This is a genomic window from Reyranella sp. (assembly GCF_965228225.1).
Taxonomy (GTDB): Bacteria; Pseudomonadota; Alphaproteobacteria; order Reyranellales; family Reyranellaceae; genus Reyranella.
The window spans coordinates 321,926-344,530 of sequence record NZ_OZ245801.1 but is presented as its reverse complement, the minus strand read 5'-3'; the positions used below and the strand labels follow the sequence as shown (position 1 = coordinate 344,530).

Annotated in this window: 19 protein-coding genes; 13 read left to right on the top strand and 6 right to left on the bottom strand. The window is 65.3% G+C overall.

Annotated features, from left to right (window positions below; translation table 11 throughout):
* Window positions 1–34 precede the first annotated feature (34 nt).
* From ACO07K_RS01635 to ACO07K_RS01595, 9 genes are all read left to right on the top strand, one after another.
* Entirely contained in the window at window positions 35–868 is an 834-nt protein-coding gene (locus ACO07K_RS01635) for a hypothetical protein (RefSeq protein ID WP_422034188.1), read from the top strand.
* Between the two features lie 715 nt (window positions 869–1,583).
* The gene (locus ACO07K_RS01630; RefSeq protein WP_422034187.1) at window positions 1,584–2,093 is read left to right on the top strand and encodes a TRAP transporter small permease subunit; all 510 of its coding nucleotides are present in this window, start codon (window positions 1,584–1,586) and stop codon (window positions 2,091–2,093) included.
* Window positions 2,090–3,379: a TRAP transporter large permease gene (locus ACO07K_RS01625; protein WP_422034186.1), complete on the top strand. Its 1,290-nt coding sequence runs from the start codon at window positions 2,090–2,092 to the stop codon at window positions 3,377–3,379. Before ACO07K_RS01630 ends, ACO07K_RS01625 begins: the two co-directional genes overlap by 4 nt.
* Window positions 3,380–3,398: 19 nt before the next feature.
* Complete coding sequence (gene dctP / locus ACO07K_RS01620) at window positions 3,399–4,424, top strand: TRAP transporter substrate-binding protein DctP (protein ID WP_422034185.1); 1,026 nt, start codon at window positions 3,399–3,401, stop codon at window positions 4,422–4,424.
* A 66-nt stretch (window positions 4,425–4,490) separates the two neighbouring features.
* Window positions 4,491–5,687, top strand: coding sequence for a CaiB/BaiF CoA transferase family protein (locus ACO07K_RS01615; RefSeq protein WP_422034184.1), 1,197 nt, complete (start codon window positions 4,491–4,493; stop codon window positions 5,685–5,687).
* On the top strand, window positions 5,684–6,832 hold the full coding sequence (locus ACO07K_RS01610) for a CaiB/BaiF CoA transferase family protein (protein WP_422034183.1): 1,149 nt from the start codon (window positions 5,684–5,686) through the stop codon (window positions 6,830–6,832). Before ACO07K_RS01615 ends, ACO07K_RS01610 begins: the two co-directional genes overlap by 4 nt.
* Window positions 6,833–6,840: 8 nt before the next feature.
* On the top strand, window positions 6,841–7,971 hold the full coding sequence (locus tag ACO07K_RS01605; RefSeq protein ID WP_422034182.1) for an acyl-CoA dehydrogenase family protein: 1,131 nt from the start codon (window positions 6,841–6,843) through the stop codon (window positions 7,969–7,971).
* The gene (locus ACO07K_RS01600) at window positions 7,971–8,990 is read left to right on the top strand and encodes an acyl-CoA dehydrogenase family protein (RefSeq protein WP_422034181.1); all 1,020 of its coding nucleotides are present in this window, start codon (window positions 7,971–7,973) and stop codon (window positions 8,988–8,990) included. The genes ACO07K_RS01605 and ACO07K_RS01600 overlap by 1 nt, the downstream gene beginning before the upstream one ends.
* 11 nt (window positions 8,991–9,001) lie before the next feature.
* The gene (locus ACO07K_RS01595; RefSeq protein WP_422034180.1) at window positions 9,002–9,802 is read left to right on the top strand and encodes an enoyl-CoA hydratase-related protein; all 801 of its coding nucleotides are present in this window, start codon (window positions 9,002–9,004) and stop codon (window positions 9,800–9,802) included.
* A gap of 415 nt (window positions 9,803–10,217) precedes the next feature.
* Here ACO07K_RS01595 and ACO07K_RS01590 read toward each other — a convergent pair whose 3' ends face one another.
* From ACO07K_RS01590 to ACO07K_RS01580, 3 genes are all read right to left on the bottom strand, one after another.
* Complete coding sequence (locus ACO07K_RS01590) at window positions 10,218–11,000, bottom strand: IclR family transcriptional regulator (protein WP_422034179.1); 783 nt, start codon at window positions 10,998–11,000, stop codon at window positions 10,218–10,220.
* Between the two features lie 34 nt (window positions 11,001–11,034).
* Window positions 11,035–13,191, bottom strand: a complete 2,157-nt coding sequence (gene scpA, locus ACO07K_RS01585; RefSeq protein ID WP_422034178.1) for a methylmalonyl-CoA mutase — start codon at window positions 13,189–13,191, stop codon at window positions 11,035–11,037.
* A 63-nt stretch (window positions 13,192–13,254) separates the two neighbouring features.
* Window positions 13,255–14,469: a polyhydroxyalkanoate depolymerase gene (locus ACO07K_RS01580; RefSeq protein ID WP_422034177.1), complete on the bottom strand. Its 1,215-nt coding sequence runs from the start codon at window positions 14,467–14,469 to the stop codon at window positions 13,255–13,257.
* Between the two features lie 80 nt (window positions 14,470–14,549).
* On the opposite strand from ACO07K_RS01580, the gene ACO07K_RS01575 reads away from it, so the two are divergent.
* Window positions 14,550–15,206: a glutathione S-transferase family protein gene (locus tag ACO07K_RS01575; RefSeq protein ID WP_422034176.1), complete on the top strand. Its 657-nt coding sequence runs from the start codon at window positions 14,550–14,552 to the stop codon at window positions 15,204–15,206.
* A gap of 155 nt (window positions 15,207–15,361) precedes the next feature.
* Here the strand turns inward: ACO07K_RS01575 and ACO07K_RS01570 are convergent, their stop codons facing one another.
* Entirely contained in the window at window positions 15,362–15,895 is a 534-nt protein-coding gene (locus ACO07K_RS01570) for a DUF3833 family protein (protein ID WP_422034175.1), read from the bottom strand.
* 95 nt (window positions 15,896–15,990) lie between these two features.
* Here ACO07K_RS01570 and ACO07K_RS01565 point away from each other — a divergent pair, with 95 nt between their 5' ends.
* Together ACO07K_RS01565 and ACO07K_RS01560 are read left to right on the top strand one after the other, a co-directional pair.
* Entirely contained in the window at window positions 15,991–16,938 is a 948-nt protein-coding gene (locus ACO07K_RS01565) for an alpha/beta hydrolase (protein ID WP_422034174.1), read from the top strand.
* Window positions 16,939–17,046: 108 nt separating this feature from the next.
* Complete coding sequence (locus ACO07K_RS01560) at window positions 17,047–17,346, top strand: GIY-YIG nuclease family protein (RefSeq protein ID WP_422034173.1); 300 nt, start codon at window positions 17,047–17,049, stop codon at window positions 17,344–17,346.
* Between the two features lie 397 nt (window positions 17,347–17,743).
* On the opposite strand, the gene ACO07K_RS01555 is transcribed toward ACO07K_RS01560, so the two are convergent.
* Window positions 17,744–19,558 carry an adenylate/guanylate cyclase domain-containing protein gene (locus tag ACO07K_RS01555; RefSeq protein WP_422034172.1) on the bottom strand — a complete coding sequence of 605 codons (1,815 nt, stop codon included), beginning with the start codon at window positions 19,556–19,558 and terminating at the stop codon, window positions 17,744–17,746.
* 292 nt (window positions 19,559–19,850) lie between these two features.
* Here ACO07K_RS01555 and ACO07K_RS01550 point away from each other — a divergent pair, with 292 nt between their 5' ends.
* On the top strand, window positions 19,851–20,783 hold the full coding sequence (locus ACO07K_RS01550) for a restriction endonuclease (RefSeq protein ID WP_422034171.1): 933 nt from the start codon (window positions 19,851–19,853) through the stop codon (window positions 20,781–20,783).
* Window positions 20,784–20,820: 37 nt separating this feature from the next.
* Here the strand turns inward: ACO07K_RS01550 and drt5 are convergent, their stop codons facing one another.
* On the bottom strand, window positions 20,821–22,311 hold the full coding sequence (gene drt5, locus ACO07K_RS01545; protein WP_422034170.1) for an antiviral reverse transcriptase Drt5: 1,491 nt from the start codon (window positions 22,309–22,311) through the stop codon (window positions 20,821–20,823).
* Between the last annotated feature and the right edge of the window lie 294 nt (window positions 22,312–22,605).

The window sequence follows — 22,605 nt, the reverse complement described above, 5'->3', positions numbered from 1 at the left end:
AGCCGGCGTAAGCCCTTCCGGGAAAGGGAGTCTCATGAGATTTCGTAGGGCCCTTGCAGCGATTGCCTTGAGCACGGCCGTGCCCGGCGTGGCGATGGCCCAGGATGCCGCGTCCGGCGCGCGGCAGGTCGACATCGCCTACGAGATCACCTTCGCGGGCCTGTCCGGCTTCCGGATCGACCTCACCGCGAAGTTCAACGGCTCCAACTACGACATCGAAAGCCGCACCTTCAAGGAAGGCGTCCTGCGTGCCGTCACCATGCATTATGACGGCCGCAACCGCGCCTGGGGCGGCTTCTCTCCGCAGGGGGCCCGTCCCGCCGCCGGCTCGCTGTCGATCGTCGTGGGTGACAAGCCGCGGACCTGGGTCGCGCAGTATGCCGGCAGCACGGTGCAGGAGAGCCACAACCCGGCCTACACGCCGTCGCCGCAGAACGCCATCTCCGAGGAGCAGCGGCGCGGGTCGCTCGACCCGCTCTCGGCGGCGCTGAGCGTCGGCATGGCCGGCGACGCGGCCTGCGACCGCACGGTGCAGACCAACGACGGCAAGCGCCGCATCGACGTCATCATCAAGAAGGTCGGCACCGAGCCCGCCGCCAAGGCGGGAATCCCCGGCGCGCAGGGCGACGTCCTCATCTGCGAGATCTTCACCAAGCGCGTGGCCGGCGAGTTCGACAGCGCACCGAAGGAGGCCGAGACCGAGCGCGAACGGCCGATGCGGATATGGCTTGCCCGCCTGGACCAGAGCCAGATGCGCTATCCCGCCAAACTCGAGGCGCAGACCGGCTTCGGCACGATCCGAGGCCGCATCCTCTCCTTCCGCGAACGCCCGATGACGCCGGACGAAAGCCAGGCGATGCGGAAGTAGCCTCACGTCGAGGCTGCCCCTGACGATGCGCCTGTCGACCGCCTCCTCGCTGAGCAGGACGGCGCATTGGACTCTTTCCCCTTCAAGTCACCCGCACCACCTCATCCTGAGAGGCTGGCCGGAAATGAATTGAATCGATTCAAGCACTTACCTCATCCTGAGGAGCGTCGCCCCTCGAGTACCTCGGGGTAAACTCCACGGCGCGTCTCGAAGGATGGGCAACAGGCAAGGTGCGCGTTCCCACCTTCGAGACACATCGCTGCGCGATGTTCCTCAGGGTGAGGTTATTGGGGCCGTTCATAGCCCCTTGTTTTAGCTGCATTCATTTCCGGCCAGACTCTGAGGAGCGGCCGCAGGCCGCGTCTCGAAGGATCGGCACCAGGCGCAGTGCTCGTGCCCATGCTTCGAGACGCGCGCCTAGGGCGCGCTCCTCAGCATGAGGTTGGTGGTGGCGATTCGATCGTACTCAAAAAGACTGTGACGGGCGGCTTCGATGTGCCGGGACTCGAGTCGCTTCGATTGCCCGGTCTCGATCGATCAACCCGTACCCGACCGACCACGGTCTGCAGGTCCGACGATGCGTGACACCAACCACACACGGCCGGAGTCCGCGTAGCGGCATCGCCATAGATTCCAGTTTGAATATTCTTTCAAAATACGGAAAGAGTATCCAATAAGCAAAAAGACACCGGGGAACGGACGTCGAGGAGGAACTTTGGTCAAGCTCATCCGTGCCTGCGAGAACGGCGCCAGATACCTCGGAATTGCCGCGACCGTGACGATCATGGCGATCATCGCGTGTGACGTGATCCTTCGTTACGCGTTCAACGCGCCGCTCGCCTGGGCCTACGAATTCATTGGCCTCTACGTGATGGCGGCGCTGTTCTTCCTGCCGCTGGGTTACGTCCAGCGCTGTCACGGCAACATCGCCGTCGACCTGTTCGTCAAGCTGCTGCCTCCGAGGGTGCGGTCGGCGTTCAACCGTCTGGGCAACGTCCTCGCGGCCACCGTCTTCTCGATCGCCTGCGGGGCCTTCGCCGTGAAGGCCCTCGATGCCTTCGTGAGCGGGGACGAGATCATCGGCCCTTACATCTGGGTCACGTGGCCGATCTACACGATCGTCGCGGTCGGGCTCGGCCTGTTCGTGCTGCGCCTGCTGGTCCAGGTCATTCAATCCGACGCGACGCTGGAACGCGACGCAGCCGAAGGAGACCACGGCGTATGAGCCCCGTCCTGATCGCCTGTCTCCTGCTGGGCGGGCTGCTGTTGTTCGGCGTGCCCGTCGCCTTCTCGCTCGCCGTCGCCGGCGCGGTCGGCCTGTTCATGATCGGCGGCTGGGACAGCCTGGTCGGGATCCTCGAGACGACGACGCTGTCCAGCGTCAGCGCCTACGAGCTGGTCTCGATCCCGATGTTCATCCTGATGGCCGAGTTCGTGATCCTGAGCGGGATCGCCAACGGTCTTTTCGAGGCGGCAGCGCTGTGGGTCGGCCGCGTGCGCGGCGGCCTGGCGATGGCCACGGCCCTGGCCGGTGCCGGGTTCGGCGCGATCTCCGGTTCCAGCACCGCCTCCGCCGCCACGCTGGCCTCGACCAGCCTGCCCGCGATGCTTCGGCAGGGCTACGATCCCAGGCTGGCCAGCGGCGTCGTGGCGATCTCCGGCACCCTGGCGATGCTTATTCCGCCCAGCGTCGCGCTCGTTCTCTATGGGGTCATCGCCGACATCAGCGTCGGCAAGCTGCTGATTGCGGGCGTGATCCCCGGCCTCATCGTGACGCTGGCCATCATGCTCACCGTCTATGTGATCGTGCTGTTCGATCCCAAGGCGGCCCCGACGGCGGTCTCCGTTCCGTGGCGCGCGAAGCTCGCCTCGCTGAAGGAGCTGGGGCCGATGCTGCTGCTGTTCGGCCTGATCACGGTGTGCATCTACACCGGCCTGTCGACCCCGACCGAAGCCTCGGCGATCGGCGCGCTCGGGGCGCTGGGCCTTGCGGTGCGCAGCGGGAATTTCAGCGCCGCTGCCTTCGTGTCGGCCTGCTCGCGATCGGCACGGACGACCTGCATGATCCTGCTGATCATCGTCGGCGCGCACATCTTCGGCTATTTCTTCACGCTGACCCGCACGACCTATTCGATCGTGACCTGGGTCTCGGCGCTGCCGCTCGATCCCTTCGTCATCCTGGCCATCATCCTGTTCGGCTACATCGTGCTGGGCTGTGTGATGGACCAGGCGGCCATCCTCATCCTCACGGTGCCGGTGGTGCTGCCGGTCATCAAGGCGCTGGGCTTCGACCCGGTCTGGTTCGGCGTCATGGTCGTCGTAACGGCCGAACTGGGCATGGTCACCCCGCCCGTCGGGCTCAACGTGTTCGTCGTCTCGAAAACGACGGGCATGCCGCTCGGCACCGTGTTCCACGGCGTCTGGCCGCACGTCGTTGCTCACATCCTCATTCTGGTCCTGCTGACGGTCGTTCCGGGACTGGTGATGTGGCTTCCGTCCAACATGCAGTGAAGAAAGCAGGAGGAACTAAATGAAGATCGCCTATTTCGGAATGCCGCTGCTGGCGTTCGCCGCCGTCGCCGGCTCGGCCGCGACGGCCTCGGCCCAGATCGTCATCAAGATCGCCGATTCGTTTCCCGCCGGCCACTACGTCGTCGAGAACATGACCAAGCCGTGGATGGAAGAGGTCACCAAGCAGACCGGCGGCAAGGTCAAGTTCGAGTATTACCCGGCCGAGCAGCTCGGCAAGGCCAAGGACATGCTGTCGCTGACACAGAGCGGCGTGGCGGACATGGCCTATGTCGTGCCCTCCTTCGTGCCCGACAAGATGCCGCTGTCGCCGGTGGCCGAGTTGCCGCTCGCCGAAGCGGTCGGCTGCAACGGCGCCATGGCCTATTACAACCTGGTCAACGCGGACAGCCAGCTTCGCAAGCTCGACTTCGACGCCAACCGCGTTCGCCCGCTTCTGGTGCAGAACCTCCCGCCCTATCAGGTCTTCACGGCGAAGAAGATCAATTCGCTGAAGGACCTGCAGGGCATGAAGATCCGGGTCACCGGCTCGGCCAAGGCCGCCGTGATCCAGCGCATGGGTGCGGTGCCGGTGCAGATCCCGACGCCGGAAGTGCGCGAAGCCCTGTCGCGCGGAACGGTCGACGGCATCAACTTCGTCTACACCAGCCTGTTCCCGTACGACCTGAACCCGCTTGTGAAGACCGGCACGACCGACGTGAACTTCGGCGGCTGGATTTCCAGCTACATCATCAGCGATCGCAAGTGGAAGTCCCTGCCGGCCGACGTCCAGCAGGTGATGTCGACGCTGGCGGAGAAATACTCCCGCCAGAACTGCGAGAAGGTGATGGTCGACGATGTGCGGGACCGTGACCGCCTCGTGCAGGGCGGCATGTCCCTGCTGCGCCTCACCGACGCCGAGAAGGCCGACTTCGACGCCAAGACGCGCGACGTCGCCGACCAGTGGGCAGCCGACCTCGACAAGCGCGGCAAGGCCGGCAGCGTGGTCCTGAAGGAATATCGCGACCAGCTCGCCAAGAAGAACTGACATCGCTCGAGTTTCCCGGTCCCCCGAGGGGACCGGGAATGCGTTCCGCGTTTTCTGGGGTTTACGATGCCGCTTTCGGGCGTGAAGGTTCTCGATCTGACGACGGTGCTCATGGGCCCGTTCGCCACGCAGCTCCTCGGCGACTTCGGTGCCGAGGTCACAAAGGTCGAGGCAGCGGGCGGCGATTCGGTGCGCGGCATCGGTCCGGGCCGCAATGACGGCATGGGTGCCGCCTTCCTGGCGGTCAACCGCAACAAGCGCAGCATCTCGATCGACCTCAAGCACGAGAGCGGCCGGCAATTGCTGCTCGACCTGGCGCGCACCGCCGACGTGCTGGTCTACAATCTGCGCCCGCACGTCATGGAGAAACTCGGTCTCACCTACGAGGTCTTCGAGGCGATCAACCCGAAGCTGCTCTATGTCGGCGTCTACGGCTATGGCCGCCATGGCCGCTACGCGAAGCGCCCGGCATACGACGACCTGATCCAGGCCATGACGGCCATCCCCTCGCTCTACGGACAGTCGACCGGCGCCGATCCGCGCTATGTGCCGTTTCCCGTGGTCGACCGCTTCGTCGGCCTCTACGCGGCAATGACGATCGCGTCCGCGCTGTACGAGCGCACGCGTTCGGGCCGTGGCCAGCGGATCGACGTGCCGATGTTCGAGACCATGGCCAGCGTCGTGCTGGGCGACCATATCGGCGGCCATGCCTTCGTCCCGCCGATCGGTCCGCCGGGCTATGCGCGGCAGCTCTCGCGCAGCCGCCGGCCCTATCCGACCCGCGACGGCTATCTCGCGATCCTTCCCTACAACGACCAGCAGTGGCGCCGCTTCTTCCGGTCGGTCGGCAAGCTCGACCTGTTCGAGAACGATCCGCGGTTCGCCGACATCGGCGCACGCACGCGCAACATCGACGCGCTCTACGACATCGTCGCCGACATCCTGACCACGCGCACCACCGACGAATGGCTGGACGTGATGGCCGAGGCGGACATCCCGGCGACCCCGCTCTACGGACTGGCCGACGTGTTCGAGGATCCGCACCTCCAGGAGGTCGGCTTCTTCCGCGAGCAGGAACATCCGACCGAGGGCCGCGTGCTGTCGATGCGCGTGCCGTCGGAATGGTCGCGAACGCCGCCGCAGCACGATCGACCGGCGCCGCGCATGGGCGCCGACTTCCAGGACATCCTCACCGAGCTCGGCCTCTCCCCCGAGCGCATCGAGGCGCTCACCTCCGCGGGCGTCGTAAAGGCGGGCAAATGAGCGGCAAGGGCGTTCTCTCCGGAGTCCGGATCGTCGAGTTCGCGGGCATCGGCCCGTCGCCGATGGCGGCCATGCTGCTGGCCGAACTCGGGGCCGAGGTGCTGCGGGTCGACCGCACGACAAAGGTCCAGCTCGGCACGCACAAGCCGGAGCGCTTCAATCTCCTCTATCGCAGCCGCCGCACGATCGACGTCGATCTCAAGGCGGCGGAGGGCAAGGCGCTCGCGCTCGATCTTGTCGCCAAGGCCGATATCGTCCTGGAAGGGTTCCGCCCGGGCGTCATGGAGCGGCTGGGGCTCGGCCCCGACGATTGCTTCGCGCGGCGTCCCGGCCTCGTCTATGGCCGCGTCACCGGCTGGGGCCAGGACGGTCCGCTCAGCGCCTATGCCGGTCACGATCTGAACTACGTGGCGCTCTCGGGCGCCCTGCATGCCATCGGCGCGAAGGACGGTCCGCCGATCCCGCCGCTCAATCTGGTCGGGGATTTCGGCGGCGGTGCGCTCTACATCGCGATGGGCGTGCTGGCGGCGCTGGTTCAGGCCCGGGCGAGCGGCAAGGGCCAGGTCGTGGATGCCGCGATGGTCGACGGCGCCTTGTCGCTGATGACGGTCTTCTACGGCGTCAACGCTGCCGGCCTGTTCTCGACCGAGCGCGGCACCAACGCGCTGGATGGCAGCGATCCCTACTACGCCGTCTATGCCTGCGCCGACGGAAAGTACCTCTCGGTGGCGCCGATCGAGACGCGCTTTCGCGAGATCTTCTCGGACATCGCGGGACTGGAATTACGCGGCCATCCGGATCTCACGCCCACGACGGCCGAGGCCAAGGAGCGCGTGCGGCAGCTGATCGCGGCGAAGCTGCTCACGAAGACGCGGGACGAATGGGCGGCGCTGTTCGCCGCCAGCGACGCCTGCGTGGCCCCCGTGCTCTCGGTCGAAGAAGCGCCGTCGCATCCCCATCTCGCGGCGCGCCGCTCCTTCACGACGCTGGACGGCATCGTGCAGCCGGTGCCCGCGCCGCGCATGCCGGGCAATGACAGGCCGGCGACGCTGGCGCGGCGGGACGATCCGGCAGACGTGCTGGCCGGCTGGGGAATCGATGCCGCCCGGGCCGAGGCGCTGAAGACCGCCGGCCTGCTGGCCTAGGGAGTCCCATGCTGCAGATTGCCTTTCCGCACCGGAACACCGATCTCGACGCCTTCGGTGAATTCCGCGAACGCGTGCGCTCCTTCCTCCAGTCCGATCCTGCGGCCCGCGAGCCGCGCGCCGATTGCTGGTCGCAGTTCGATGCCGCGTTCAGCCGCCGCCTCGCCGCAGCGGGCTTCCTTGGCCTGACCTGGCCGAAGACGTATGGCGGCGGCGAGCGATCGTCGCTCGAGCGATTCATCCTGCTGGAGGAACTGCTGGCGGCGGGGGCGCCCGTTGGCGCCCACTGGATTTCCGAACGGCAGGTCGGCCCCCTGCTGCTGCGCTACGGGACCGAGGCGCAGCGCACGGAATTCCTGCCGCGCATCGGCCGCGCCGAATTGTTCTTCTGCATCGGCCTCAGCGAGCCGGACAGCGGCTCCGATCTCGCGAGCCTGCGCACGGCGGCGGTGGCCACGCCGGAAGGCTGGCGCGTGCGCGGCCGCAAGGTCTGGACGTCGAATGCCCATCGCAATCACTACATGGTCCTGCTGTGCCGAACCGACCCGCAGTCGCAGCGGCACGCCGGCCTGTCGCAGCTCATCGTCGACATGGCATCGCCGGGGCTGACGCTGCGGCCGATCCCCAACATGTCGGGCGAGCATGAGTTCAACGAGGTGACGTTCGACGACGTTCTCGTGCCGCACGACCGGGTGGTCGGCACGGTCGGCAACGGATGGGAACAGGTGACGAGCGAGCTCGCCTTCGAGCGCAGCGGACCCGAGCGTTTCATGTCGTCCTTCATCCTGCTGCGGCATCTGGCGAAGACGGCGCACGCCTTGCCGGCCGAGAAGCTCGGCCTGCTGACGGCGCGACTGCTCGGACTGCGCGCCCTCTCGGTCTCGGTCGCCGCGATGCTGAACGACGGCAAGCTGCCCAATCTCGAAGCGGCGCTGGTGAAGGAGCTGGGCTCGCGCCTCGAACAGGATGTCGGGGAAGTTCTCCTCGACGGACTCGAGAGTGCGCCCGATCCGGGGAGCGCCGATACGATGAACAGGCTGGTCGCCCAGACGCTGCTCCACGCACCGTCCTACTCCATTCGCGGCGGCGCCCGCGAAATCCTGCGCGGCATCATCGCGCGCGGCCTGGGATTACGCTGATGATCGAAGACAGTCCCGTCCATGCCTCGGCCCTGCGCGCGCTGGCGCCGATTTCGACGATCGGCAGAGGCAACGACGTCCCGCCGCCGGATGCCTGGACAAGCCTTTGGCCCGCGCTCGAGCGAGACGGCTTCACCTTGCCCGCCGTCGCCGCCGAATTCGGCGGCACCGGAGGCGAGGTGCCGGACGAGCTTGCCGTGATCCATGCCTGCGCTGCCGTGGCGGCGCGCTGTCCCCTGCCGGAGACGGCCGTGGCCGGTGCCTTGCTGGCGGCGGCCGGGCATGCCGTGCCGCCCGGCCCGCTGGCCCTCGTCGCGCCGGCCGGGTGCGCCGGTCTCGCGCTGGTCGACGGACGGCTCGACGGTCTGGCGACGGGCGTGCCCTGGGCCGCCCAGGTCGGCCACGCGCTGCTGCCTCTGTCTCAGGGGTTGGCGCTCGTGACGTTGGATGGATGCGAGAGGCAGCCCGGCCACAATCTCGCGGGCGAGCCGCGCGACTCGGTGCGTTTGCACCGGCACCGTCCCGTGGCCCTGTTGCCGGATGTGCCGGCGGACCGGCTGCTGCTGCGCGGCGCGCTGATGCGGTCGGTGCAGATCTGCGCGGCGGCCGAGCAGGCGCTCAAGCTGGCCATCGGCTACACGACGACCCGCAAGCAGTTCGGCAAGCCGCTGGCCTCCTTCCAGGCCGTCCAGCACCAGATCGCGGGCGCCGCCAGCAAGCTGGCGGCCGCGCGGATTCTGCTCGACGCCGCCTACGATGCCTTGGCGAGCGGCGATGCAAGTCGCGAGATTGCGGCGGCCCGGATCAACGCCTGCCTCGCGGGCGGCGACTGCGCTTCGGTGGCCCATCAGGTGCACGGCGCGATGGGCTATGCTTGGGAATACGACCTGCATCGCCATACGTCGGCGATCCAGGCCTGGCGCGCCGAGTTCGGTCCGCTCGCCTATTGGGCCGAGCGGCTGGGTGCCCAGGCCATGGCGGCACCGTCTAACGATCTCTGGCAGTTCATCACGTCATGAAAGGGTCTGAAATGGAGCCGGCAGTCCTGGTCGAACGGGACGGCGGCATCGCCGTCGTTCGCCTGAACCGGCCGCAGCGCCGCAACGCCTTCACCGACGTCGCGATGATCGACGAGGTGGCGGACACGATCCGCGCGCTCGATCGCGACCGGGAGGTGAAGTGCCTCGTGCTGACGGGCAACGGCTCGGCCTTCTCGGCCGGCGGCGACCTCAAGGCCATGCTCGACGGCACCTCGCTCGTCGACCGGGAGCGGCCCGAGGCCACGCGCATGGCCTATCGCCGCGGCATCCAGCAACTGCCCGAGTTGTTCGAGGCGCTGGAGGTGCCGGTGATCGCGGCGGTCAACGGTCCGGCCATGGGCGCGGGCTGCGATCTCGCGATGATGTGCGACATCCGCATCGCCTCCGAGACCGCACGCTTCGCCCAGACATTCGTCACGCTGGGGCTGGTGTCGGGCGACGGCGGTGCCTGGCTGCTGCCGCGCACGTTGAGCTTCGCCGACGCTTGCGAGCTGGCCTTCACCGGAGACACGATCGACGCGGCGCGGGCGCTCGAGATCGGGCTGGTCAGCCGGGTCGTCACGCCGGAGAGCCTGATGGAGGAGACGATGGCGCTGGCCCGGCGCATCGCGCGTCATCCGGCCGACGGCGTGCGCATGACCAAGCGCCTGCTCAGGATGGGACGCAACATGCAGATCAACCATCTGCTCGAAGTCTCGGCGGCGATGCAGGCGCTGGGACACAACACGCCCGAACATCGCACCGCGCTTGCGGAGGCCTATGACCGCATCTCGCGAAAGCCGGCGCGCTAGAGTCTTTCTGCTTCGAGTGCACCCACCACCTCATCCTGAGAGGCTGGCCGGAAATGAATGCAGCTAAAACAAGGGTTTATGAACAGCCCCAGTAACCTCACCCTGAGGAACATCGCGCAGCGATGTGTCTCGAAGGGTGGGAATGCGCACCTTGCCTGTTGCCCATCCTTCGAGACGCGCCGCTTCGCGGCGCTCCTCAGGATGAGATAAGTGCTTGAATCGATTCAATTCATTTCCGGCCAGACTCTGAGGAGGCCCCCCTCGGATACCTCGGGGTAAACTCCGCGCCGTCTCGAAGGATGGGCAACAGACGTAGTGCTCGTGCCCACCCTTCGAGACGCGCTCCTGCGTCGCGCTCCTCAGGGTGAGGTGCTTTTGGAAGGTCCGATATGAGTCCGTCTCTGTCGGAAAGACCCTAGTTGCTGCTGATCGCCTCGGCGGTGGCCTGCAGCCGTTCGAGGTTTTCCTTGAAGTTCGTCTTGATGCGCACGGTGGGGCCGGAGATCGCCAGCGCATAGTGCTCGCCGCGCATCGTCAGCGGCACGCAAAGCGACGTCATGTCGGAGATGGTTTCTTCCACATTCGTGTACCAGCCGCGGCGGCGGCTCGCGGCCAGTTCCTTCCGGAGCTGGCCGGCATCGGTGATCGTCTGCCGCGTGACCTTTTCCAGGGTCACGTGCGAGAGGATCTTCTCCAGCTCCTCTTCCCCCAGCGATCCCAGCAGCGCCTTGCCGATGGCCGTCGCGTGAACGGGCCGCAGGTCGCCGACCTGGGGCATGTACCGTGCCGGCGCCGAGGTCACCTCGACGGCGAGCAGGATGACCCGGTTGCGGCAGAGCTTGCCGAACATCGCGGTCTCCCGCGATTCGTCGCACAGCTGGCGCACCGCGCCGCCCACCACCGACAGGACCGGGTCGGCCTTGGTGATGTCCTCCGCGACATCGCGCAGGCGCGCGGTGGGATAGAAGCTGTTGCCGGGCGGCAGGTTGAAGAGATAGCCGCGCGCCTCCAGCGTGCGGATGATCGAGAAGCAACTCGACACGGGCATCTTGAGCGCCCGCGCCAGTTCCGAGACGGTCATCGGCCGGCGGATCGTGGCGAAGGCCTCGAACAGGTCGATGGTGCGCGACGCGGCGCGCACGTTGATCCCGCCGGCCGGTTTGCCGTCCTTTTCCTTCCTCGCTTCCTTCAAAGCCACCTCGACCTGCTCGAGCGGACCGGGCCCGCGCGCGTCAGGCCGCGCGCTTCTGGCCGCGCTGGCGCAGGATCGAGAGGATTTCCGCCGCGGCGGCCGGGATGTTGGTGCCCGGCCCGTAGATCGCCGCGACCCCCGCCTTCTTCAGGAAGTCGTAATCCTGGGCGGGAATGACGCCGCCCACCACGACCATGATCTCCGACGCATTCTGCTTCGCCAGCTCCTCGATGAGCTGGGGCACCAGGGTCTTGTGGCCGGCGGCCTGGCTCGAGATGCCGATCACGTGCACGTCGTTCTCGATGGCGGCGCGGGCGGCTTCCTCGGGCGTCTGGAACAGCGGGCCGATATCGACGTCGAAGCCGAGATCGGCGAAGGCCGTGGCGATCACCTTGGCGCCGCGATCGTGGCCGTCCTGGCCCATCTTCACCACCATGAGACGCGGCCGGCGGCCCTCCTCCTCGGCGAAGGCGGCGATGTCGGTGCGGATGCGGTCGAGGCCGGCATCGCCCTCCCACTCGCCGGCATAGACGCCGGCGATCGAGCGGATGGTGGCCTGGTAGCGACCGTAGACGCCTTCCAGCGCCGACGAGATCTCGCCCACCGTGGCGCGGGCGCGCGTCGCCTCGATGGAAAGGCCGAGCAGGTTGCCGGTGCCGGTGCGGGCGGCCTCGCCCAGCGCCTTCAGCGCAGCGACGCACTTGGCCTCGTCGCGGGTCGTACGGATCGTGTGCAGGCGCTTCAGCTGGGCCTCGCGCACGACGTCGTTGTCGATGTCGAGGATGTCGATCGCCGACTCTTCCTTGAGCTGGAACTTGTTCACGCCGACCACGATCTCCTCGCCGCGATCGATGCGGGCCTGGCGCCGCGCCGAAGCCTCCTCGATGCGCAGCTTCGGCATGCCGGCCTCGACGGCCTTGGTCATGCCGCCCAGCGCCTCGACTTCCTCGATCAGCTTGCGCGCCTCGGCGACCAGGCTCGCGGTCAGCGATTCGACATAGTAGCTGCCGGCCAGCGGATCGATGACCTTGGTGACGCCGGTCTCGTGCTGGAGGATCAGCTGGGTGTTGCGCGCGATGCGCGCCGAGGTCGGCGTCGGCAGCGCGATCGCCTCGTCGAACGAGTTGGTGTGCAGCGACTGCGTGCCGCCCAGCACCGCCGCCATCGCCTCGTAGGCGGTGCGGATCACGTTGTTGTACGGGTCCTTCTCGGTGAGCGAGACGCCCGAGGTCTGGCAATGGGTGCGCAGCGACAGCGAATCGGCCTTCTTGGGCTCGAACGGCTTGATCAGCTCGGCCCACAGGAAGCGCGCGGCGCGCAGCTTGGCGGCTTCCATGAAGAAGTTCATGCCGATGCAGAAGAAGAAAGAGAGGCGCGGCGCGAAGGCGTCGATGTCGAGGCCCTTGGCCTTGGCGGCGCGGACGTATTCGAGGCCGTCGGCCAAGGTGAAGGCGAGTTCCTGAACCAGCGTCGAGCCCGCCTCCTGCATGTGATAGCCGGAGATCGAGATCGAGTTGAACTTGGGCATGTAGAGCGCCGTGTGCTCGATGATGTCGGCCACGATGCGCATGGAGGGTCCGGGCGGGTAGATATAGGTGTTGCGGACCATGAACTCCTTGAGGATGTCGTTCTGGATCGTGCCCGCGAGCTTGTCCTGCGGCACGCCCTGCTCCTCGGCGGCGACGATGTAGCCGGCCAGCACCGGCAGCACGGCGCCGTTCATCGTCATCGACACGCTCATCTTGTCGAGCGGGATGCCGTCGAACAGGATCTTCATGTCCTCGACCGAGTCGATCGCCACGCCGGCCTTGCCGACGTCGCCCACGACCCGCGGATGATCGGAATCGTAGCCGCGATGGGTGGCGAGATCGAAGGCCACCGACAGGCCCATCTGGCCGGCCGCGAGATTGGCGCGATAGAATTTGTTGCTCTCTTCGGCGGTCGAGAAGCCGGCATACTGGCGGACCGTCCAGGGACGGCCGGCGTACATCGTGGCCTTGGGCCCGCGCGTGAAGGGCGGGAAGCCGGGCAACGTGCCCACCGTCTCGATCTGCTCGAGATCGGCCGCCGTGTAGAGCGGCTTCACCGGGATCCCCTCGGGGGTCATCCAGGTGAGGTCATCCACGGGGCGGTCGCGCAGCTCCTTCGCTGCGAGCTTTTCCCAGTCGGCGAGGGTCTTCTTCGGAAAATCGGCCATGCCCGCAATGTACTGCGGATTTCCGGCCTCAAAAAGCCCCGCTCTTCGTTGGCGAGGCCCTCTTTATTCGTTGGCCAAAATCGTGTTTCGCACCAGGGGGTAGATCTGGTTCGCCCAGCGGCGGCCGCTGAACACGCCGTAATGGCCGACACCGGCCTGCATGTAGTGCTTCTTGCGGTAGGGTCGCAGGCTGGAACAGAGGTCGTGGGCGGCCACGGTCTGGCCCAGCGCGCAGATATCGTCGCGCTCGCCCTCGATGGTGAACAGAGCGGTGCGGCGGATCGCCTTGGGATCGACCCGCCTTCCCTTCCATTCGAGCTCGCCCTTGGGCAGCCGGTGCTCCTGGAACACCCACTGCACGGTCTCGAGGTAGAACTCGGCGGTCAGGTCGAGGACGGCGAAATACTCGTCGTAGAAGTCCTTGATGGTCTTGGCCTGCTCGGTCTCGCCCTTGGCCAGGTGCTTGTAGAGGTCGGCCTGCGCCTTGATGTGGCGCTCGGCATTCATGCTCATGAAGGCGGTGAGCTGGATGAAGCCGGGATAGACCCGCCGCGTGGCGCCGGGATAGCGCAGCGGCACGCGATGGATCAGGTTCTGCTCGAACCAGCTGATCGGCTTGCCCATCGCCAGCTCGTTGACCTTGGTCGGGCTGACGCGGGTGTCGATCGGGCCGGCCATCAGGGTCATGCTGGCCGGCTGCGCCGGATTGTCGTCCTCGGCCATGATCGCCACCGCCGCCAGCGCCTGCACGCAGGGCTGGCACACGGCGATGACATGGGCGCCCGGGCCCATCACCTCGAGGAACTTGATCAGGTGCTCGACATATTCGTCGAAGCCGAAGCGGCCGTTCCAGATGCCGACGTCGCGGGCATTGGCCCAGTCGGTGATGTGGACGTCATGGTCCGGTAACAGAACGCGCACGGTATCGCGCAGAAGCGTCGCAAAATGCCCCGAAAGAGGCGCGACCAGCAGCACCTTGGGCTGCGGCGGCACGCCCACCTTGGCGAAGCGCAGCAGGGTGCCGAACGGCGTGGCGAAGACCTCTTCCTCGCGCACCGCCACCGTCTGGTTGCCGTAGGGCACCTCGGTGATGCCGAAGGACGGCCGGCGATGGCTGAGCGTGGCCCGCGTCGTCATCTCGCACAGCGCGCTGGCCGCCCGCCAGCTGTCGGGCGTCGGACTTCCTCCCCCGCTGGAAAGGGTCTGCCCTGCCGCCGTCGCCCAGAGGCGGACCGGGAGCATCATGTCGGCGGCGGTCTGATACATCGCATAAAGCATAAGGGCGACCGGCTCGGTATTTGCATGTTAACGGGCACCTAAGATACAGACAGTCCCACCAACCGGGAGGGGTGGAGTCCATGGCCAAGGCCTCGCTCACCATCAGTAGCAAAAACTATTCCTCTTGGTCACTGAGAGGTTTTCTTCTCTGCCGGATGGCCGGCCTCGATTTCGAGGAGCGGGTCGCACCGTGGGACGATCCCTCGACCCGCGCGGAGCTGCTGCTGCTGTCTCCCTCGTTCCTGGTGCCCTCCCTGGAGGATGGGCCGGTCAAGGTCTGGGACACGCTGGCGATCGCCGAATATCTGCACGAGACCAAGCCCGAGGCCGGCCTGCTGCCCACGGATCCGGCAGCGCGCGCCCATTGCCGGGCGGTCTGCGGCGAGATGCATTCCGGCTTCGCCAACCTGCGCTCGGCCCTGCCGATGAACCTCAAGGTCCGTCACGAGAGCTTCAAGGTGTGGGGCGGCGCCCAGGCCGACATCGAGCGGGTGACCACGATCTGGCGCGACTGCCTGCAGAAATATGGCGGGCCGTATCTGTTCGGGAAGACCCCGACCATGGCCGACGCCATGTACGCCCCGGTCTGCACCCGCTTCATCACCTATAACGTGAAGCTCGACGAGGCCTCGGCCGGCTATCGCGACCTGATGCTGCGCTTCCCCGCCCTGACGGAATGGACCGCGGCGGCGAAGTCCGAACCCGAGGAAGTCGAGGAGCTCGACGTCGAGTTTTAGGCTCGTCCTTCAAACAACCCGTCGTCTCGACCGGAGCGCCGAAGGCGCGGAGTGGAGAGACCTTCTCTCCACGAAAAGCCGGCAAGTCGTCGAGAGAAGGTCTCTCCGCTACGCCTCGCTGCGCGAGGCTCCGGTCGAGACGACGGGGTTTTTGGTTAACTCCCCGGCGCCCGCCGCAGCTCCAGCTCGACGCGGCCGACGCGGATGCCCCATTTGCCGACGGTGGCCTTGTTGATCAGGGAGCCGTCGGGGTTCAGCGCCAGCACGTCGGAGAAGTCGACGGTCCAGCCGCCGAGGCTCACCGCATATTCCAGCCGCACCACCTTGCCCTCGGTCCAGGCCCGCGCCTGGCCGACCACGTCCTCGCGCATGCCGGAGTAGATGCCGGGCGCGGTGCGCTCCAGCCGCCACGTCTTGCGGTCCTTCTCGCCGTCGGCATAGGCGAAGTCCTCGACCAGGGTCAGCGTCTTGCCGTCCCAGGCGCCGTCGATCACCACGTCGAAGCGGCGCTGCGAGCCGGTCCAGCTGTTGGTGAACACGCCTTGGCCTACCGTGCGGCCGGGGAAGAACTGTTCCAGCACCAGCGGCGGCGCCGCACTGGCGACCGGCGCGTCCGGCGGCGAGGCGCAGGCGCCCAGCAGCGCGAAGAGGCCGAGCAGGGAGAAGCGGGACGGCGAGGTGGATGTCATGCCGGTTGTACGCCGGCGAAGGCCTCGCCGGATCACCCTCTTGTCGCCTCGCGCCCGGCCGCGCACTCTCCGCGCCGACGAACCGGAGGAATTCAATGCTCGACGCCGAAGCCCGTATCCTGCTCGACCTGATGGAGGAGGCCACCAAGGCCGGCCGGCCGAAGCTCGAATCCCTGCCGCACGCGATCGGCCGTCCGGCGGTCGACAAGATGTCGGAGGACAGCGAGGCCGATCCGCCCGAGGTCGCCGAAACCATCGACGGCGCCTTCGCCGGACCCGGCGGCCAGATCAAGTACCGCCGCTATCGCCCTCTGGGTGTCGAGGCCGGCAGCCTGCCGACGCTGATCTACTATCACGGCGGCGGCTTCGTGATCGGCACCATCGAGACCCACGATTCGACCTGCCGGCGGCTGGCCAACAGGAGCCGCTGCCAGGTGATCTCGATCGACTACCGCCTGTCGCCCGAGCATCCCTTCCCCGCCCCGATCGACGACGGCATCGCCGCGTTCCGCCATGTCCGCGACAATGCCGCGGCGCTGGGCGCCGACCCGGCGCGCCTCGCGGTCGGCGGCGATTCGGCGGGCGGCGCGATGGCCGCCGTCGTCTGCCAGGCGATGCGCGACGCGAAGGAACAAGGCCCCGCCTTCCAGATGCTGATCTATCCCGCGACCGATTCGAGCCAGGAGAGCAGCTCGCGCAAATCCTTCGCCGAGGGCTATTTCCTGAGCAAGGGCCTGATGGACTGGTTCTGGAAGGCCTATGTGCCGGCCGGCACCGATCTCGCCGACCTGCGCCTGTCGCCGCTGCTCGCCAAGGACTTCACCGGACTGCCGCCCGCCTTCGTGCTCACGGCGGGTTACGACCCGCTGCGCGACGAGGGCCGCGCCTATGCCAACCGGCTGATCGACGCCGGCGTGAAGACGACCTACGTCAACTACCCCGGCACCATCCACGGCTTCTTCTCGCTCACGCGGTTCCTGAAGCAGGGGCTGAAGGCCAACGACGAGGCGGCCGCGGTGATGGGCGCGTTCTTCGGGACGTGAGGCCTCACGCCACCATCGCCTCAAGCCACCACCACCACCACCCTCATCCTGAGGAGCGGCCGCAGGCCGCGTCTCGAAGGATGGGCAAAGGTCGAGCTCGCTGGAAGCATGGACAATGAAGACGGAGCGCACGTCTACATGCTTCGCTGTTCAGACGGCAGCTACTACGTGGGCTCGGCGCGTCGAGGCCTGGAGCGGCGTCTTTCGGAGCACAATACCGGTGCTTACGGCGGCTATACCGCGAAACGTCTGCCGGTGGTCATTGTTTGGTCGGAGCATTTTCTGAACATCACCGATGCCATCGCTGTCGAAAGGCAAGTCAAGGGCTGGTCGCGAGCCAAGAAGGAGGCCCTGATCAGGGGCGATTTCGGGGCGCTTCGGGTGCTCGCGAAAAGAGGTGGCGAATGACTTGGCCCGTTGCCCATCCTTCGAGACGCGCCGTGGAGTTTACCCCGAGGTACTCGAGGGGCGGCGCTCCTCAGGATGAGGTGGTTGACTTGCTCCGAACCTCATCCTGAGGAGCGGTCCGCAGGACCGCGTCTCAAAGGATGGGCAACGGACGAGGTGCGCGTGCCCACCCTTCGAGACGCCCTGCTGCGCAGGTCTCCTCAGGATGAGGAGGTTGTCTGTAGGGGCGCGCTCCAATGAGTCATAGCTGGGGGCTGAAGGCGAACGACGAGGCCGCGCGCGCTACCCAAGCACCACCCACCTCATCCTGAGGAGCGGTCCGCAGGACCGCGTCTCGAAGGATGGGCAACGGACGGGGTGCGCGTGCCCACCCTTCGAGACGGCGCTTCGCGCCTCCTCAGGGTGAGAGGGTTGTCTGTAGGGGCGCGGAGGTGGAAGGGCCGAGCCGCACGAACCCCACCGGCCGGTCGAAGCCTTTCAGCGCGACCTCTTCCTCGCGGCGGGACACGTCGGCGATGACGGTCTGGACGGCGGGATCGTCGGCCACGGCGCGGGACAGCACCACGTCGCCGCCGTCGCTCTGGCCCTGCAGGCGGGCGGCCATGTTCACGGTCGAGCCGAAATAGTCGAGCCGGTCGTTCAGGGTCACCACCACGCTGGGGCCCATGTGGACGCCGAGCTTGAGAGACAGATCCTGGTCGGCGATGCGGGCCTGCATGGCAAGGGCCGCGCGCACCGCGTGGGCGGGATCGCCGAACGAGGCCATGACGGCGTCGCCGATGGTCTTCACCACCGCGCCGTCATGGTCGCGCACGATGGCGGCCAGCAGCGCGAAATGCTCGCGCACGACGTTGTAGGCCGCGGCATCGCCCAGCCGCTCGTAGAGCGCGGTCGAGCCGCGCAGGTCGGAGAAGAGCAGCGCCACCTGGCTCACCCCCGCCTCGTCGCCCGGACGCAGGGTCGCGGCGGCGAACAGGTCGCGGAAGGCCTGCAGCGAGATCACCTCCGGCACGGTCAGCGCCTCGCGCGTCCAGCTCCGGTCCTCGATCAGCGCCGCCAGCTCGAAGCCCGCCTCGTTCACGAACTCGATGGTTCCCGCCTCGCCCGAAGACGCGGGCAAAGCCTCGACGCCCGACGCCGTGACGCGCAGGCCGGGGAACGGCCCGCCTTCATGCTCGACATCGACCGTTCCGCCGGGATGCAGCGTGCGCAGCCGGTAGCGGCCGGGCGGCAGATCGACCGAAACGCTCCGCCGCTCGCCCGACGCCAGGAGAAGCTGGACCGCGACATGCGGCGTCGCCATCGGGCCCGAGAGGCAGAAGCCGCCCGCCATCAACGGCCGCACCGAGGGCGCGGGCGCGAAGGTGAGCTCGACGTTCTTCTCGAAGTCGCGGTCGTAATCGATGTTGCAGGAGGGACAGTGCGCGCCGCGCGGCAGTTCCGACAGGGCCGAGGCCGAGAGCTTGGGCCCGCGGCAGTTGGTGCAGAGCAGGTCCCAGCTCATGGTCAGGAGCCCCGCCCGCACCGAGGCGAGGCAGGCTTCGATGGCGGCGCGCGGCGCCACGCCGATCTGGCGCGCCAGCCGCTTGGGCTTGAGATGGGCGAGGTCCCCCGCCATGCCGCCCAGCACCGTGCCGGTCAGCACGCTGCCGAGCCCGTTGCCGTAGGGGCTGCGGTCGATCTCCGCCGCCATCGCCGCCGCGCGCTCGAAGGCGCCCTCGGGCAGCGTCGGCTGCGGCAACTCGAACGTCGTGTCGCGCTGGCCCTTGAGGAAGGACACGGCCTCCAGGACGCGCGCAGCAACGGCGGCGCCGGCCTGCTCGGCCAGCCGCCGGCCGAACAGGCGGCCCATCAGGGTGAGCGGCTCCCATTCGAGCGCGTAGCGGACCACCGAGCCGCCCTTGCCGTCGGGCTCGAGATCGAACACCGGCCCGAAGCGGCGGAACGGCCCCTTGGAGAAGACCCGCGACACGTTGAAATGCCGGCCCAGCACCCACTCGTAGGGCTTCTCCTCCCATTCGAGCGTGAACCCCGCCGCCTTGCCCCGGCCGCGGCGCAGCACCGTGCCGTTGGGCTGCGGCGTCTCCTCCAGCCGGTAGGGCGGCAGGCCCATCGCCTCGTTGAAGCGGTTGGTGTCGGCCAGCACCGGCCACAGCACGGACGGCGGCAGATCGAAGGTCCAGCTCCAGGTGCGGCGCGAGAGGGGCGGCATGGGGTTGGTACTGTAGCACGCGGGCGGATGGATCAGGGGTGGGGGATCACGGGTGGGTGAAGGCCTAAGGCGGCGACGGAAATCGAGCACTGAGCAGATACCCACCATACCCGCAACTCCCTCAAGAGAAGCAGCTGCACATCCAAGGGCAAGCACAGAATGTTGCTACCATCGCGCCGCCGAACGGCAGGCGGTTCACGGACTACCAAGCATACCGATAGCCATTCTCGTAGCAGCTTGAGTGATGGCAGAATGAAAATCTGGATATAATTATCGAAAATGGGAGTGCTTGGTGCCGATACCCGACTATCAAACCCTTATGCTCCCGGTCCTCGAAGAATCGGCCAATGGCGAAGTCAAAATCGGAGACGTAGTCCACAAGATGGCTGACCGCTTCAACTTGACACCCGAGGAACGCCAACAACTTCTACCCAGTGGCAAGCAGACCGTAATCTCCAATCGGACCCATTGGGCCAAATCATATCTCTCCCATGCCAGACTCGTGGAAAGAACGAAGCACGCTCACTTCAGAATTACCCAGCTTGGCAAGAGTGTGTTGGCCAACCCACCACCTAAGATAAACATTCAATTCCTTTCGCAATTTCCCGAGTTTCTCGCCTTTCATGCTGGACCGAATAACTCCGCCGAGGGAGTTGCTCCGGCGAGTATTGCGTTAGATGTCACCACAACATCGTCAGGAGGAACTCCTGACGAGGTGCTAAAGAGTACCGTTAAGCAGTTGGCTGATGAACTCAGGGCGGAATTGCTTGATCGCTTAATGACAACAGCGCCGTCCTTCTTTGAGTCTGCTGTTGTCTCGCTTCTGCTAGCAATGGGCTACGGAGGCGCCCGAGAAGACGCAGGCAAGACAATTGGAAAGTCCGGTGATGGCGGGCTCGATGGCGTAATTGACGAGGACGCCTTGGGCCTTGACCGCGTGTACATTCAAGCCAAACGCTACAAGGCAGAAAACAAAATTGGATCTCCCGACGTTCAGGCCTTTTACGGTGCAGTTGCTGCAGCGAAAGCAAACAAGGGGGTCTTTGTTACCACCTCTGGCTTTTCGCCTGCCGCTCGACAATTTGCTGAAAAGGTGCCCGTAAAGCTGGTTCTAATTGACGGGGAACACCTCACTCGCTTGATGTTTCTCTACAATGTTGGCGTGAGAGTTCATGAAACCGTTTACGTCAAGAAACTTGACGAGGACTTTTTTACCGAAGACTAACGAATTGCGTTTTTAGGAGCGCCCGTGGACCATTTTTTCAGACATTTTTTACTATGTTTGAGATGAGTTGGTTCATGTCCGATCCATTGGCGAAATAGTCCAAGAGATAGTTCCTCGTTGATTTTTTCATTGCTCGAGATCCAACCGCAGACGACCAAGCAAGCCAATCGGAGCGCCCTTCACGAAGAAATGCCTCTCGCATTTCAGGTAGCCCGAACCGAAGATCCGGAATCTCAAGAATTTTGGCTTTAGAAATGTCTGTAGCGCTTTGATGCTTATAGAGCGCCTCGATCAACTCTGAGCCAAGCTTCGTATTGATCAGGTAACCTTCGAGCATCATGCCAAACCAGAACAGCTGATACTCTCCAATATGCTTGCCTGCCCTCACTACATCGAGCACGATTTGCGCAACGGCGTCTTTGTCTCGTGCGTCCGCACACAAGCCGTGGAAGTTTTTCGCAAGATGGGGAAAGCCATCAGCGAATAACTGCAGATGCTCTTCAATCCGGTCCACATTATTCCGCATCACAATGAGAATTAGCTCCGCATCCTCTTCACTAAGTTGATCCGCATCCAGCAATGAGAGCACAAACTCAATCTCCTCTTCGTCCAGCGGCTCACTTGCGTCGCTGTCATCGTCGGGCTCATCTTCAATTTCATAGTGGGATACAATTAGATGCCGTCGGCGCTTAAGCAGGCGCATCTTGAGTTCACTGATGTTTCCCTCGGCCTCTCCAGTCTTCGGTGTTCCACCCGTATCCGTTTTGCTTGCGTTAACCGACAATCCTTTCAAACCAAGGAGACGCTGCACTTCAGCAAAATCGGACTGAAGTACATTCTTGTCATCATCGAACAGATAGAAGTCGTCCATGAAGCGGGCGATGCTCTCCGCCCTTATCGACGATGACTGTTCAATGAAACGTAGAAACTCACTTCCAATCATTTTGGCCGGATAGAGTCCCTGAGGAAGACAATCGAGCGAGCGCCCCGCATTAATTTCGCGAAAGAATTTTCCGAACGCCTCAACGTCATCTGCTGGCGTTCCAAGGCTAGAAAACCATGCCATTAAGTCGTGGTGGTAGACGCTATTAAAATATGATGCGATATCGAAACCAATAAACTCGGCCGTCATGAGCGTGTTAGTCGCTATGGTTTGCTTAAAATCGCTATAGCTTTTCGACGGAGCGACAGGCATTCCCTTCTCAAAGCGATAGCCAAAATGCTGGCGCGCTGCGCTAAATGGTTTTCTGAAGTAGGATCGATTTCGATAAATCAGATCATATAAGAAAAATTCTGCTACGGCGTCCAGCTTCACGGTTCGGCGAAGATGCAATGCGTCCTTGTTTGCATACACTCGCCTCTGCGGGAGAAAAGAACCTCCACCGCCGACAAGCTTCGCCGCAAAGGCGAGCAATTCCGCCGCTCCATTCTCAACCAATATCTTGTTTGTAGATAGTGGAAACAGGGTGCGTGGCAGGTCCTCAATAAAGAAATCCTTCGCGGAGTATTCCGCCGGTACTTGGGACATACAACGCCTCACCTATTGCAACCTTCGGTAACATCGTGAACGGTTGTTTCTAGGGCGTCAAACTTTTCGCAGTCCTGGTCGATTAGAATTTGCATTCTCTGTTGCCCTGCCTTTGGGCAACCTCACCTTGACCAGCTTACCGCTCCGCACGTCCACACGCTTCATCATCGAGCCGCCCTCGGCGCGGTCGCCGGGGCTGCCCCCCCCTTCACGGCGGTCGTGACATACCAGACGCCGTCGAGGACGCGCGGGAACGAGAAGCTGTCGGAGGCGTCAGTGGTCCGGCGCAGGGTC